The sequence below is a fragment of the Novosphingobium sp. B-7 genome, from assembly GCF_000410615.1.
In the GTDB taxonomy this organism is placed as follows: domain Bacteria; phylum Pseudomonadota; class Alphaproteobacteria; order Sphingomonadales; family Sphingomonadaceae; genus Novosphingobium; species Novosphingobium capsulatum.
Window position 1 is genome coordinate 1 of record NZ_APCQ01000806.1, and the last position, 14,051, is coordinate 14,051.

13 protein-coding genes are annotated in these 14,051 nt (G+C 66.4%); 4 read left to right on the forward strand and 9 right to left on the reverse strand.

The genetic code is table 11. The features are described 5' to 3' along the window. The 3 genes from H926_RS0109465 to H926_RS0109475 form a co-directional block, all read right to left on the reverse strand. On the reverse strand, window positions 1-545 hold a 545-nt coding region (locus tag H926_RS0109465), incomplete at its 3' end, for a TolC family protein (protein WP_022676081.1). Then, the gene (locus H926_RS0109470; RefSeq protein WP_022676082.1) at window positions 542-3,727 is read right to left on the reverse strand and encodes an efflux RND transporter permease subunit; all 3,186 of its coding nucleotides are present in this window, start codon (window positions 3,725-3,727) and stop codon (window positions 542-544) included. The genes H926_RS0109470 and H926_RS0109465, both read right to left, overlap by 4 nt. Continuing rightward, window positions 3,727-4,965: an efflux RND transporter periplasmic adaptor subunit gene (locus H926_RS0109475; RefSeq protein WP_022676083.1), complete on the reverse strand. Its 1,239-nt coding sequence runs from the start codon at window positions 4,963-4,965 to the stop codon at window positions 3,727-3,729. The genes H926_RS0109470 and H926_RS0109475 overlap by 1 nt, the downstream gene beginning before the upstream one ends. Window positions 4,966-5,318: 353 nt before the next feature. Between H926_RS0109475 and H926_RS0109480 the strand changes: the two genes are divergently transcribed. After that, complete coding sequence (locus H926_RS0109480; protein WP_022676084.1) at window positions 5,319-6,629, forward strand: dicarboxylate/amino acid:cation symporter; 1,311 nt, start codon at window positions 5,319-5,321, stop codon at window positions 6,627-6,629. A gap of 18 nt (window positions 6,630-6,647) precedes the next feature. Here the strand turns inward: H926_RS0109480 and H926_RS0109485 are convergent, their stop codons facing one another. From H926_RS0109485 to H926_RS0109500, 4 genes are read right to left on the reverse strand one after another with little or no spacing between them, the layout of a single operon-like run. Beyond that, window positions 6,648-7,046 carry a hypothetical protein gene (locus H926_RS0109485; protein WP_022676085.1) on the reverse strand — a complete coding sequence of 133 codons (399 nt, stop codon included), beginning with the start codon at window positions 7,044-7,046 and terminating at the stop codon, window positions 6,648-6,650. Between the two features lie 29 nt (window positions 7,047-7,075). Further along, window positions 7,076-7,780 carry an endonuclease III gene (gene nth, locus H926_RS0109490; RefSeq protein ID WP_022676086.1) on the reverse strand — a complete coding sequence of 235 codons (705 nt, stop codon included), beginning with the start codon at window positions 7,778-7,780 and terminating at the stop codon, window positions 7,076-7,078. Between the two features lie 5 nt (window positions 7,781-7,785). Beyond that, window positions 7,786-8,520, reverse strand: a complete 735-nt coding sequence (dapB, locus tag H926_RS0109495) for a 4-hydroxy-tetrahydrodipicolinate reductase (RefSeq protein ID WP_028657802.1) — start codon at window positions 8,518-8,520, stop codon at window positions 7,786-7,788. A gap of 36 nt (window positions 8,521-8,556) precedes the next feature. Then, window positions 8,557-9,486 carry a LysR family transcriptional regulator gene (locus tag H926_RS0109500; protein WP_022676088.1) on the reverse strand — a complete coding sequence of 310 codons (930 nt, stop codon included), beginning with the start codon at window positions 9,484-9,486 and terminating at the stop codon, window positions 8,557-8,559. Window positions 9,487-9,596: 110 nt separating this feature from the next. Between H926_RS0109500 and H926_RS0109505 the strand changes: the two genes are divergently transcribed. After that, window positions 9,597-10,646 (forward strand): NAD(P)-dependent alcohol dehydrogenase, encoded by a 1,050-nt coding sequence (locus H926_RS0109505; protein ID WP_022676089.1) that lies wholly within the window; start codon window positions 9,597-9,599, stop codon window positions 10,644-10,646. A 72-nt stretch (window positions 10,647-10,718) separates the two neighbouring features. Next, a complete protein-coding gene (locus H926_RS0109510; RefSeq protein WP_022676090.1) occupies window positions 10,719-11,450 on the forward strand; it encodes an NAD-dependent deacylase in 732 nt (243 codons plus the stop codon). Between the two features lie 184 nt (window positions 11,451-11,634). On the opposite strand, the gene H926_RS0109515 is transcribed toward H926_RS0109510, so the two are convergent. Next, window positions 11,635-12,423 carry a HesA/MoeB/ThiF family protein gene (locus tag H926_RS0109515; RefSeq protein ID WP_022676091.1) on the reverse strand — a complete coding sequence of 263 codons (789 nt, stop codon included), beginning with the start codon at window positions 12,421-12,423 and terminating at the stop codon, window positions 11,635-11,637. A gap of 82 nt (window positions 12,424-12,505) precedes the next feature. Between H926_RS0109515 and H926_RS33185 the strand changes: the two genes are divergently transcribed. Beyond that, window positions 12,506-12,667 carry a hypothetical protein gene (locus H926_RS33185; RefSeq protein WP_022676092.1) on the forward strand — a complete coding sequence of 54 codons (162 nt, stop codon included), beginning with the start codon at window positions 12,506-12,508 and terminating at the stop codon, window positions 12,665-12,667. A gap of 253 nt (window positions 12,668-12,920) precedes the next feature. Here the strand turns inward: H926_RS33185 and dnaA are convergent. Beyond that, the coding region (dnaA, locus tag H926_RS0109525; RefSeq protein WP_022676093.1) for a chromosomal replication initiator protein DnaA at window positions 12,921-14,051 on the reverse strand (1,131 nt) is incomplete at its 5' end.

Below are 14,051 nucleotides of genomic sequence, written 5' to 3' on the forward strand. Positions count from 1 at the left end.
GCCTTGGCCGATCGCACCCGCGCCGCGCCGCCGCCGAACAGGTCGGGGGAATAGCTGACGCTGACCTGCGCGGTATGCAGCGAGAAGACCTGCGGATTGGGATCGGCGATCGGGGTGGACAGGCTGCGCGACAGGCGCTGCCGCTCACTGGTCAGTCCGGCATCAAGCTGCGGCAACAGCGCGCCGCGCGCCACGCCGATCAGCGACTGCGCCTGGGCCACGCGGGCCTGGGCAGCGGCCAGATCGGCATTGGCCGTCAGCGCGCGATCCACCAGGGTGTTGACCGCCGGGCTGCGGAACGCCTGCCACCAATCCTTGGCCACTGCCGTGCCGGGGTGAACCACCTGCGATTGCCCATCGCCGGTGATCGGCTGGTTGAGCAGATCGGGCGGCGCGCTGCCCGCCGGGGTGGGCGGCATCGGCACCGCCACGGTATTGACCACCGGCGGCGCCTTGGCCGCACCGGCCGTAGCCAGCATGGTGGAGGCCAGCAGCATGCCACTGGCCAGGGTGCCCAGCGAACGGCGCATCGGGAAACGGATCATGCCGGCTCTCCTTCATGCGGCATTGCGGTATCACCAGCATCGGTATCGGCCCCGGCGCGCTTGCGCGGCCCGGCGACCCGGCTGGAGAAACGGTTGATGAGCAGGGGCAGGATCAGCAGGATCAGCACCGGGGCCAGCGTCATGCCGCCCACGACCACCAGGGCCAGGGGCTTTTGCACCTGGCTGCCGATGCCAGTGGCCACCGCCGCCGGCGCGAGGCCGATCGCCGCCACCAGGCAGGTCATCAGCACGGGCCGCAGCGAATTGGTGGTGGCGTGGCGCAGCGCATCAAGCCGTGCCATGCCTTCGTCCATTGCCTGGTTGAAGCTGGTCACCAGCAGGATGCCATCCATCACCGCGATCCCGAACAGCGCCACAAAACCGATCGCTGCCGAGATCGAGAACGCCGTGCCGGTGAGCATCAGGCCCAGCACGCCGCCCACTACGGCCATCGGAATGACCGAGAAGGCCAGCAGCGTATCGCGCAGCGAGCGGAAGTTGGCATAGAGCAGGCCGAGCATGAGCAGCAGGCTCAGCGGCACGACGATTTCCAGGCGCGCCACCGCGTTCTTGAGATTGCTCATCTCGCCCGCCCATTCCAGGCTATAGCCGGCGGGCAGCACCACATTCTTGGCAATGCGGGCCTGCGCTTCCTCCACCGCGCTGCCCAGGTCGCGGTCACGCACCGAGAACTTGATCGGGATGTAGCGTTCCTGGTGTTCGCGATAGATGAAGCTGGCGCCGGTGGTGAGGCGGATATCCGCCAGTTCCGACAGCGGCACAGAGATTGCCGTGCCATCGGGCGCGGTCGCCCCCACGGTGATGCGCTTGACCGCTTCCAAGCTGTCGCGCTGGTCCGCTTCCAGCCGCACCATGATCGGGAAGTGGCGATCGGTATGCGGCTCGTAGAGGTCGCCCGGCGACGTGCCGCCGATGGCCGCCTGAACCGTCTGGTTCACGTCGTCCACACTCAGGCCATAGCGCGCGGCCTTTTCGCGATCCACGTCGATGCGCACGGTCGGCTGGCCCAGCGACTGGAAGATCCCCAGGTCGGTAATACCGCGCACCTTGGCCATCTGGTCACGCAGCTGGCCGGCAATCTTCTCCAGCGTCACCAGGTCAGGGCCGAACAGCTTGACCGAGTTGGCGCCCTTCACGCCCGATGCGGCTTCTTCCACGTTGTCCTCGATGATCTGCGAGAACGAGAAGTCGACGCCGGGATAGCGCGATTGCAGCTTGGCCGAGAGATCGGCGACCAGCTTTTCCTTGTCCATGCCCTTGGGCCATTCATCGAACGGCTTGAGCGGCACGAAGTATTCCACGTTGAAGAAGCCGGTGGCATCGGTGCCGTCGTCCGGGCGGCCGTGGGCGGAAAGCACCGCGGTCACTTCGGGGTACTGCATGATGTCGCGGCGGATCGCGCGGGCCACTGGCTCACCCGCATCGAGCGAGATCGCCGCCGGCAGCGTGGCGCGGATATACATGTTGCCTTCTTCCAGATGGGGCAGGAACTCCACCCCCAGCGAGCGCACGCCGACAAAGGCGCCGATCACCATGATCGCGGCCGCACCGATCGCGAGCAGCTGGTTGCGGAAGCAGAACGCCGCCGCCGGTTCGTAAACCCGGCGAATGCGCGCCACCAGCCAGGTCTCGGCCTCGTCCAGCTTGTCGGGCAGCATCATCGCCGAAAGCACCGGCGCCACGGTGAACGTGGCGATCAACCCGCCGATGATGGCATAGGCATAGGTCTTGGCCATCGGGCCAAAGATATGGCCTTCCACGCCGGTCAGCGTGAACAGCGGCAGGAAGCTGGTGATGATGATCGCGGCGGCAAAGAAGATGCCGCGGCTCACTTCATTGCTGGCCGCCAGGACCGAGCCGATGCGGCTGGCAAAGGTATAGCGCCCGCCTTCATGGGTTTCCACATGGTGCGATCGCTCGGCCATGTGGCGGAATATGTTCTCCACCATGATGACGGTGGCATCCACCACCAGGCCAAAGTCCAGCGCCCCCACCGACAGCAGATTGGCGCTTTCCCCCTGCACCGTCAGGATCAGCACGGCAAAGGCCAGGGCAAAGGGAATCGTGGCCGCCACGATCAGCGCGCTGCGCAGATTGCCGAGGAACGCCCACTGCAGGAAGAAGATCAGCAGGACGCCCGCAACCAGGTTTTCCATCACGGTGCGCGTCGTCACGCCGATCAGTTCAGACCGGTCATAGATGCGTTCGAGATGGACGCCCGGCGGCAGCACGCCGGTGCTGTTGATCTTCTGGACTTCGGCTTCCACCGCCTGGATCGTGGGCATCGACTGCGCACCACGACGCATCAGCACGATGCCCTGGACGATGTCGTCATCGTTGTTGAGGCCGGCGATGCCGTTGCGCGGCATGTTGCCGATCTTCACCGTCGCCACGTCGCGCACCAGCACCGGGGCGGTGCCATCGCGGCCCACTGGGGTGGTTTCCAGCGCATCGACCGACTGGATCAGGCCGATGCCGCGCACGATCGCGCTCTGCGCGCCAAAGTTGATGGTCTGGCCGCCGACGTTGGCATTGGCCTTGCCCAGCGCGGCGATCACCTGCGCCACGGTCAGGTGGTGGGCCTGAAGGCGGTTATTGTCGACCACGACGTCATAGCTGCGCAGCTTGCCGCCCCAGCCGGTCACGTCGACCACGCCGGGAATGGCGCGGAAGCGGCGTTGCAGCACCCAGTCCTGCAGCGTCTTCAAGTCTTCAACCGAGTAACCCTTGGGCGCGGCGATGCGATAGCGATAGATTTCGCCCACGGGGCTCGTCGGCGAAATCGTCGGCACCGCGCCGCCCGGCAGCTGGGGCAGCTGCGCCAGGCGGTTGATCACCTGCTGCTGGGCTTGTTCGTAATTGAAATCATAGGTGAACTGGATCTTCACGTCCGACAGGCCGAACAGCGAGATCGCGCGGATCGCCGTCATGTGCGGCAGGCCCGACATCTGCACTTCGATCGGAATCGTGACGTTGCGTTCCATTTCCTCGGCCGAAAGGCCCGAAGACTGGGTCACGATTTCCACCATCGGTGGCACGGGGTCGGGATAGGCTTCGATGTTGAGATTGTAAAACGCGATGCCGCCCGCCACGAGCATCAGCACGAAGAAGGCGACAATCGTCAGGCGCTGGCCCAGCGCATAGCGTACCAGCTTGACCATCAGTCGAGCCCCGCTTCGTTCACGAAGATGGCGCCCTGGGTCACGACCTTTTCACCCGGGTTGAGGCCGGAAATGATCGTTACGCGGCCATCGTGGCTTTCGCCGGTCACCACGTCGCGCGCCTTGACGCGGCCGTGGCCCAGCCACACCCACACGCGGGCGCTGTCGCCCTCGTGGATCACCGCCTCGGCCGGCAGGCTGAGCAGGTGCGGGGTCACCGGGGCCGTCGAAACTTCCTTCTCGGGCGTTTCAATGGTGAAGTTGGCAAACATCTGCGGCTTCAACGCGCCATCGGCATTGGGAATCGTGGCGCGCACTTGCAGGCGATGCGACACCGGATCGATCTGTGCACCGACGTTGTCGATCGTCGCGTCAAACGTGCGGCCGGGGAATGCCGTGGCGGTCACCACTACCTTGTCACCCAGGTGCACGCGCGAGGCATCGCTTTCGGCCACTTGCGCCACCAGCCACACGCGCGACAGATCGGCGATCAGGAACGCCGGCTGGCTCCCGGCGGCATTGGCGCCACCGGCCACATACTGCCCCTGCGCGATCGAGCGGGTCACCACCACGCCACCGATCGGCGCGCGCAGCACGGCATTGCTGCCAGCACCCGTGCCGGCGCCGAACACGCCCAGCTTGGCTTGGGCGGCGGTCACGGCGGCATTGGCAATGCCCAGCTGCGATTGCGCGGCCACCAGGTCGCTGCGCGCCTGCTGCAAGTCTTTCAACGCGCCACCGGCGGTGCGATAGATTTCCTCGGCGCGCTGGGCGTTTTCGGTCGCCACGCGCACTTGCGCCGATGCGCTGGTGCGCTGCGCCAGGGCGGCAGCCAGGGCATTGCGCGCATCGGCGATGTCGGTGGTGTGCACCGACAGCAGCGGGCTGCCAGCCTGCACGCGATCGCCGTTCTGCACGAAGACCTGCTGCACCTGGCCCGAATAGGGCAGGAACACCGGGGTCGAGCGCGTTTCGTCCACCGTGATCTGGCCGCTGGCGCCCGTGCGGGCATAGCCATCGTCCGCGCCGGCCGTTTCGATCTTGAGGCTGGCCACCTGGCTGTCGGTCAGTTGCACTTCGCCGGCCGGCAGCGGGGCCGCCACCGGCTCGGGCTGGTGCATCCAGGAACGCAGGGCAGTGGCTCCTGTCGCCACCAGGGCCACGGCGGCAACCGACAGGGCCAGAACCCTGATCTGCTTTGCACGGGACATCTGCGGCACGGCGTGTTCGAAATTCATGGCGCGCGGTCTTCTCTTCGGTCCAAAGATGGCAGCTTGTCTATCAACCGTTGCAGGCGAGAGACAGGCCGATGCTGCCCTCTGGCCCACGCCGCCTGTCCGCGCCACTAGCGGTCTCGTTAAATTACCGTAATGCAGGCCATCCGGCGTGCCCGGAGCGCACAAAATGCAGGCGCCGTGCGGCCGGGCGGGTGTCGCACCCCGGCCCGGGTTTCGCAGCAATCGGTAAAGATTTGCCCGTCATCCGCGCCGCCGATCGCCCGCCCATCCCACCGCGGCGTTGTGCAATTTGTCCACGCCGCCTAGGGTCTGCCACCAGACCGTCACACCTGAAACAATTTGCGGAGCATCCCTTGGCCCGGCGCCTTACGCTTTACATCGTCATCGCCATGATCCTGGGGATCGCCACGGGCTATGCCCTCAACCGCGCGCTGCCGGCCGACAGCCCAACGCTGGCGACGGCCGCCGAAACGCTCAAGCTGCTGCCTGATGTGTTCCTGCGCCTGATCAAGATGATCATTGCGCCGCTGATCCTGGCCACGCTGGTGTCGGGCATCGCCGGCATGGGTGACAGTACGGCGCTGGGTCGCATCGGCGGCCGGGCGCTGGGCTGGTTCATCACCGCCTCCCTGGTGTCGATCAGCATGGGCCTTCTGCTGGTCAATCTGTTCCGCCCCGGCCACGGGTTGCAGTTTGCCGCCTCGGCAAAAGTCGGCGATCTCGCCACGGCCGATTTCACCGTGCACCATTTCGTGCTGCAGATCGTGCCGACCAGCCTGCTCGATGCCATGGCGCAGAACAACGTGCTGCAGATCCTGGTGTTCTCGCTGTTTGCTGGCCTGGCGCTGTCTGCCATCGGCGAAAAGGGCGCGCCGCTGCTGCGCGGGGCAGAGGCGCTGGCCAGCCTGATGCTGACGATGACCGACTATGTGATGAAGGCCGCACCGCTGGCCGTGTTCGGCGCGCTGGCGGCGGTGGTCGCCACCAAGGGCCTGGGCATCATCGTCACCTATGGCGTGTTCGTGTCGGAATTCTATTTCGCGCTGCTGCTGTTGTGGGGCCTGTTGCTGGGGCTGGGCGGCATCTTCCTGGGCAAGCGCGTGCTGCTGCTGGCGCGCTATATTCGCGAGCCGGTGCTGCTGGCCTTTTCCACGGCCAGTTCGGAAAGCGCGCTGCCGCGCCTGTTCGAACAGCTCGACCGGTTCGGCGTGCCGCGCCGCATTTCGGGCTTCGTGCTGCCGCTGGGCTATTCGTTCAATCTCGATGGCTCGATGATGTATACCAGCTTTGCCACGATGTTCATCGCGCAGGCCTACAACATCCCGCTATCCTGGCAGCAGCAGATCGCCATGCTGCTCACCCTCATGGTCACGTCCAAGGGCATCGCCGGCGTGCCGCGCGCCAGCCTGGTGGTGATCGCCGCCACGCTGACCCAGTTCGGCCTGCCGGTAGAAGGCATTGCCCTGCTGCTGGGCGTCGATACTTTCCTCGACATGGGTCGCACGGCCACCAACGTGGTGGGCAACGCCGTGGCAACAGCGGTCATCACCCGCTGGGAAGGCATGCTGCAGGTGCCGCTCGATCCCGATGCCCCGGCCCCGGTGCCACCGCACGATACGCCGGAACACGGCCGGCGCGGGCTGCATCTCGACCAAGGCCAGTAAGCGTAGGGCCAGTAACCGCTATTTCGCCAGCGTCACCGGCTGAAACTGGCCCAGCCCGCACGAACCGCGCGGGCCGCCGCCCGGCCCGGTCTGCAACACGGTGATCACGTCCACGCTGCACAGTTGCGCCTGGCTGGTGGCATAGCCGAAGGTCTGCTGGAACCCCAGGCCATAGCAGCGCTGGGGCAGCGTGTTGCGATACCAGCGATTGCCGACGCGGAAATCGATCGTCCAGTCATCGCGCACCCGGCTTTCGCTGATCTGGCTGAGCGGAATGCAACTTTCCGCCCGGCCGATCGGTGTGGCCGCCGGCGTCTTGGGGGAATGGCCATCGGCCCCGGCGCTGCGTGGGCCATCGCCGGGCGTGCAGGCCGCCAGAGCGATGAGCAAGGCGGCAACCGGGATCGAACGAACCATGGCACTCTCTCCTTGGCATGGCGCGTTGATCACGCCGGCTTTTTGGCAGTCACCTTTTTGCTGGCAACCTTCTTCTTCGCAACCGGCGGCTTGGCCCCCTGTTCCAGCACCTTGGGCTTGAAGCCGCACAGGTCCACCACCGGGCAGCGCCAGCATTCGGGCGTGCGCGCCTTGCAGATATAGCGCCCATGCAGGATCAGCCAATGGTGCGCGCCCAGGCGAAACGGCCCTGGCACTTTCTTGTCCAGTTGCGCTTCCACCGCTTCGGGGGTCTTGCCCTTGGCAAGGCCGGTGCGGTTGCCAACGCGGAAGATGTGCGTGTCCACCGCAAAAGTTTCCATGCCGAACGCGGTATTGAGCACGACATTGGCCGTCTTGCGCCCCACGCCAGGCAGCGCGGTCAAGGCATCGCGGTCGTCCGGCACTTCGCCGCCATGGTCGCGCACCAGGATTTCCGACAGCGCGATCACGTTCTTAGCCTTGGTGTTGAACAGGCCGATGGATTTGATGTGTTCTTTCAGGCCTTCCTCGCCCAAGGCAACCATCTGCGCCGGAGTCTTCACCTCTTCGAACAGGCGCCGCGTCGCCTTGTTGACGCCCACGTCGGTGGCCTGCGCCGAAATCGTCACGGCCACCAGCAACTGATAGGTGTTGCCATAGGCCAGCTCGGTTTCGGGCGCGGGGTTGGCCTCGGCCAGGCGGCGAAAGAATTCGAAGATCTGGTCCTTCTTCAAGGCGGTCAGTCCCCCAGCCCCAGCACCTGTGGCATGGTATAGCGGCCGGGCTCCTGGACCAGCAACCATTCGCCGGCGCGGATCGCACCCTTGGCAAAGATGCCGCGGTTTTCCGCCAGGTGCGACAGGCTCAAGCGTTCGTTATCGGCCAGAAAATGTACGGTGTGATCGCCTGCAACGCTGCCACCGCGCAGCGCGGCAAAGCCGATCGTGCCGGTCTCGCGCTGGCCGGTCATGCCATCGCGCCCACGCACGGCCACGTCCTTGAGGCCCACCTGGCGGCCGCGCGCCGCCGCCTCGCCCAGCAGCAGCGCCGTACCCGATGGCGCATCCACCTTCATGCGGTGGTGCGTCTCGACGATCTCGATGTCCCAATCCGTCCCCAGCCGCGCGGCGGCTTCCTGCACCAAGTGCGCCAGCAGCGTGACGCCAAGCGAGGTATTGCCGGTCTGCAGCACGGCAATCGAAACCGCCGCCGCATCGATCAGCCAGTGGTGCCGTTCTTCCAGGCCCGTCGTGCCCACCACGATCGGCGTGCCCGTGGCGATCGCGGCATCGAGGTTGAATTCCAGCGCGGCCGGCGCGGAAAAGTCGACCAGCACGTCGCTCGCCTGGGCCAGCGCCATGACATCGCCATCGCGGTCGATCCCGCCCGCCAGGTCGTGCCCGGCCGCCGTCACGGCGGCCTGCAACGCCTGCCCCATGCGCCCCGCGCTGCCGATGATGCCGATGCGTGCCATGTCCGTTGCGTCCTTCTGCTCTGCCGTGCGCACCCCTTACGGCGTTCGCCCGCCCTCGGTCGAGACAGAATGCGCCGGCCGCCAGCGCAAGCCATCGATCACCACGCGCAGCGCGGGCGAAACATGCGCGCGGCTGGGATAATAGAGGTGATAGCCGGGATAGGGCTCGCACCAATCGTCGAGCACCTGGATCAGCCGTCCGGCGGCAATGTCGGCCGTCACTCCGCTTTCGGGCAGGAAGGCAAAGCCCAGATCATCGCGCATCGCCTGCGCGGCCAGGGCCAGGGTGTTGACCGTCAGCGGCCCTTCCACCCGCATGCGCAGCGCCTCTCGGCCGCGCGAAAACTCCCAGGCATAGATGCCGCCGCGCGTGGGCAGGCGAAAATTGATGCACGGATGCGCTGCCAGGTCGCGCGGATGGCGCGGCAGATCGCGCCCGGCGCAGAACGCCGGCGTTGCCACCACCACCATGCGCAGATCCGGCCCGATCGGCACCGCCACCATGTCGCGCGCCAGGATATCGCCCGATCGCACACCGGCATCCAGCCCGGCCGCCACGATATCGACCAGGCCATTGTCGACCAGCACTTCGACCGAAATCTCGGGCCAGGCGCGCAGGATGCGGCGCAGGCCCGGCCATACCACGGTTTCGGCCGATCCCTCGTCCACCGTCAGCCGCACCAGGCCCGATGGCCGCGCCAGGCTTTCGCCCAGAGCATCGACCGCCGCATCGATCGCGGCGAAATGCGGCGCCACGCCTTGGGCCAGCCGCTCGCCCTCGGGGGTGGGCGCCACGGCGCGGGTCGTGCGGTTGAGCAGGCGCACCCCGATCTGCGCCTCCAGCCCGGCGATCGTGCGGCTCAGCGCCGATTGCGAAGTGCCGAGTTGCGCGGCAGCGCGGGTAAAGCTGCGCTCGCGCACCACGGCCAACAGCGCGCGCAGGTCATCATGGTCGGGGCGGATCATTGATGCATTCCTGATATCAGTCCATGCCCTAATTGCCCCATTATCAGCTTAATGGCGATAGCCTAGAGAGGCCGCCATCCCTCTCCCCCCTTCTTGAAAGGACCTGCTGCATGACCGTCATGGCCTATGCCGCGCCCGCGGCCGACCAGCCGCTCGGCCCCCTTGCCATCACCCGCCGTGAACCCGGCCCCAACGATGTCGCCATTGCCATCGCCTGGTGCGGGGTCTGCCACTCTGACCTGCACACCGCGCGCAACGAATGGAACAACGCGGTCTATCCGGTGGTGCCCGGGCACGAGATCGTCGGCCACGTCACGGCCGCTGGTGCCGATGTCACCAAGTTCAAGGTGGGTGACACCGTCGGCGTTGGCTGCATGGTCGATTCGTGCGGCCATTGCGGCGCGTGCCACGATGGGCTGGAACAGTTCTGCGAAGAAGGCATGACGCAGACCTACAATTCGCCCAGCAGCGATGCCCCCGGCCACACGCTGGGTGGCTATAGCCAGGCAATCGTGGTCGATCAGGGCTTTGTCCTGCATGTCCGCCATGCGCCCGACCAGCTCGCTGCGGTTGCGCCGCTGCTCTGCGCCGGGATCACCACCTGGTCGCCGCTGCGCCACTGGAACGTTGGGCCGGGCAAGAAGGTCGGCATCGTCGGCATCGGCGGCCTGGGCCACATGGGCGTCAAGCTTGCCCGCGCGCTCGGTGCGCACGTCGTGGCTTTCACCACCAGCCCGGCCAAGCGCGAGGAAGCCATGGCGCTCGGCGCGCACGAGGTCGTCGTCTCGCGCAACGACGATGAGATGGCCGCCCATGCCGGCAGCCTCGATTTCATCCTCGATACCGTGGCCGCCAGCCACAACCTCGATGCCTTCGTCACTCTGCTCAAGCGTGACGGCACGCTGTGCCTGGTCGGTGCGCCCGAACATCCGCATCCCAGCCCGACCGTGTTCAACCTGATCTTCGGCCGCCGCTCGATCGCCGGTTCGCTGATCGGCGGCATCGCCGAAACCCAGGAAATGCTCGATTTCTGTGCCGAGCACGGCATCGTCTCGGAAATCGAAACCATCGCCATGCAGGATATCAACCAGGCCTGGGACCGCATGGAAAAGGGTGACGTGCGCTATCGCTTCGTGATCGATTCGAGCACGTTCGCCTGATCCTTCCGCGCTGGCCATCCCTGGCCCTCATGCCGGATTGGCACACCCGTGCCGATCCGGCATGATCGCGGCATGAGCCTGCCCAAGCATATCGTGATCCTCACCGGCGCCGGCGTTTCGGCCGAAAGCGGAATCGACACTTTCCGCAGCGGCGCCAATGGCGGCCCCAGCCTGTGGGAGCAACACCGCGTGGAAGACGTCGCCACGCCCGAGGCCTTTGTCCGCGATCCCGATCTCGTGCTGCGCTTTTACGACATGCGCCGCGCCGCCATTCAGGAAAAGCTGCCCAACGCGGCGCACCGCGCGCTGGCCCGGCTTGAGCACGCCTGGCCGGCCAAGGTGCCGGGCGGCAGCGTCACGCTGGTGACGCAAAACGTCGATGACCTGCACCGCCGCGCCGGATCGGACAATCTCATCCCCATGCACGGCCAGCACCTTTCGGCCTGGTGCACCGCGTGCGACAGCCGCCATGCCTGGACCGGCCCGCTGATCGACCGGCCACCCTGCCCCAGCTGCGGCACCGCAGCGCTACGGCCGGATATCGTCTGGTTCGGTGAAGTGCCCTATCGCATGGACGATATCCACGATGCCATGGCCCGGGCAGACCTGTTCGTGTCGATCGGCACCTCGGGGGCAGTCTATCCGGCCGCCGGCTTCGTGCGGCTGGCGCGGGAAATCGGCGCCGAAACGCTCGAGCTCAATCTCGACCGCAGCCAGGGTTCGGCCTGGTTCCACGATACCCGCCTGGGCCCCGCCACGCAGATCGTGCCCGATTGGGTGGATGAACTGCTCAAGACACCGTGATTTTCAAAGGAGCGCGAAAGAGCCCGGACAAGGTCTCCAGGGAGCCTCGGTCCGGGCCAAGTCCCAGGATCGTGGCTCGCACCACGCGCCTGTCGGGTCGCACTTGTTGTCTACGCGCGCGTGGCGCTACCGCCATCCCCTGAACGCGGTATGGTTACGCTTTTTTTCACACCCACGTCGGCGTTCAGGCGGCGGGTCGGTCGGTGCCACAGGTGGTGCAGGCTGGATCGTGCGCAATCCGCATCGTGCGCAGGCCGGGCTTCAATCCATCGATCACGTGCAACTGGCCCCACTGCGGATCGCCCAGGCTGGCCACGCCTTCCAACAACACGCGCAGCGCCGCCATGGCGCCGAATGTGCCGACCATGCCGACCATCGCCCCCAGCACGCCTTGCGCCGCGCACGTGTCGCAATCGTCGGCATCGAATGCGTCGCCCACAAAGCAGCGATAGCAGGCCTCGCCCGGCCGATGCCCGGCAAAGTTGGCCACCTGGCCCTGGAACCGGCCAAGCGCCGCACTGGTCAGCGGCACGCCGGCTGCCACGCAGGCATCAGATACCGCCAGGCGCGTGGCAAAGTTGTCCGATCCGTCCAGCACCACATCAGCCCCGGCGATCAGCGCGGCGGCGTTGTCATGCCCGATGCGGGTACGATGGGCCTGCACCACCAGGTCGGGATCAAAGCGCGCCACCCACTGCGCCGCAGCCTCGGCCTTGGCATGGCCCACATCGGCCAGGGCAAAGATCGTCTGGCGCTGAAGATTGGATGGCTCGATCACATCATCGTCGATCAGGGTCAGCCGCCCCACGCCCGCGCCCGCCAGGTATTGCAAGGCCGGCGCGCCGATCCCGCCCACGCCCACCAGCACCACATGCGCGCCCATGATCCGCGCCTGGCCCGCGCCGCCCACCTCCGGCAGCACGATATGGCGGGCAAAGCGGTTCAAGCGGTCTGGCGTAATGGCAGGCGTCATGGCCGTGGAGGTAGGCGCCCGCGCGCAAAAAGGCGAGAGGCGCCGTTTGCAAAGCCGCTGCCGCGCGCCCACACTGCCGGCCATGAGAGACCGGATCTGGATCGTGCTGATCCTCGCCCTGCTGCTGGGCGTGGTAGTCGGCTGGTGGGGCAAGGGCCGCTGGGCCGAACACGCATGCCAGGCCAGCGGCGGCACGTGGTACGATACCGCCAGCGCCTGTGGAAAAGTCAGCGCAAAAACCTGATCACAAACTGTGCATCACCGGCCGATAACCCGGTGCAAAAGCCTGTGCACGATGGCCGGATAACCCCGGCAAAAGCCGGGTATGATCCTGCGGAAAAGCTGCGCACAACCATGGGGACAGGCCTGGGGACAGGATTGCGCACAACCCTGTGGCAAACCTGTGCGCAAGCCGGGCACAATCCTGTGCACGCGCGGTGGAGCGGTGGTGGAAACCCGGCCCCGTCACACGCGGCCGGGCATCACAACGGTGTGGGTCAGTCTTCCAACTGGCGCAGCAGGGTGCGCACGTCGCCGTCCATGTCGGCATCGCGGCTACGCAGATCCTCGATCAGGCGCACGGCGTGAATCACCGTCGAGTGATCGCGACCGCCAAACTTGCGGCCGATTTCGGGATAGGACCGCGGGGTGAGCACCTTGGCCAGGTACATCGCCACCTGGCGCGGACGCACCACGGCACGGGCCCGGCGCTTTGACGCCATTTCCGAGCGATCGACGCGATAGAACTGGCACACGGTGCGCTGGATCTCGTCGATGGTGATGCGGCGGCGGTTGGCCGACAGGATATCGGTCAACTGCTCCTCGGCCAGTTGCAGGCTCACCTGCTGTCCGGTCAGCTGGGCAAAGGCGATCAGCTTGTTGAGGCCACCGACCAGTTCGCGCACGTTGCGGTTGATCGTGCGGGCGAGGAATTCGACCACGTCTTGCGGCACCTGCGCACTGGTGAAGCGCGACAGGCGGTGCTCCAGGATCTGGCGCCGCAGCTCGATGTCAGCAGCCTGTATATCGGCGACGAGCCCCATCGAGAGGCGTGAGAGCAGGCGCTGTTCGACCCCGTCGAGCGCCTGGGGCGCGCGATCGGCCGCGACTACCAGGCGCTTGCCGGCGCTCAGCAGGGCATCGATGGTGTGGAGGAATTCCTCCTGGGTGCTGGCCTTGCCGATGATGAACTGGATATCGTCCACCAGCAGCATGTCGAAGCTGCGCAGGCGGCTCTTGAACTCGATCATCTCGTTCTGGCGCATGGCCTGAACGAATTCGATCATGAACCGCTCGGCCGAGCAGTAGAACACCCGTGCGCCCGGCCGCGCGGCCATAAAGCCGTTGGCAATGGCGTGGAGCAGATGCGTCTTGCCCTGCCCGGTGGACCCCTTGAGGTAGAGCGGCGAGAACTGCGGCTTTTCGGCCGCCGCCATGCGCTGAGCGGCATTGAGCGCCAGGACATTGGCACTGCCGGTCACGAAATCGCCAAACGTCAGCGACGGATCGATGCCCGAGGCCGACACATCGAAGCCGGCCACGGTCTGCGGCGCCGGGGCGGCAACCGGACGGCTGGCCGGGGCCAGCGTCGGCGCGCTTTCGTTGGCCGCCGGCACGCGCAGTTCGGG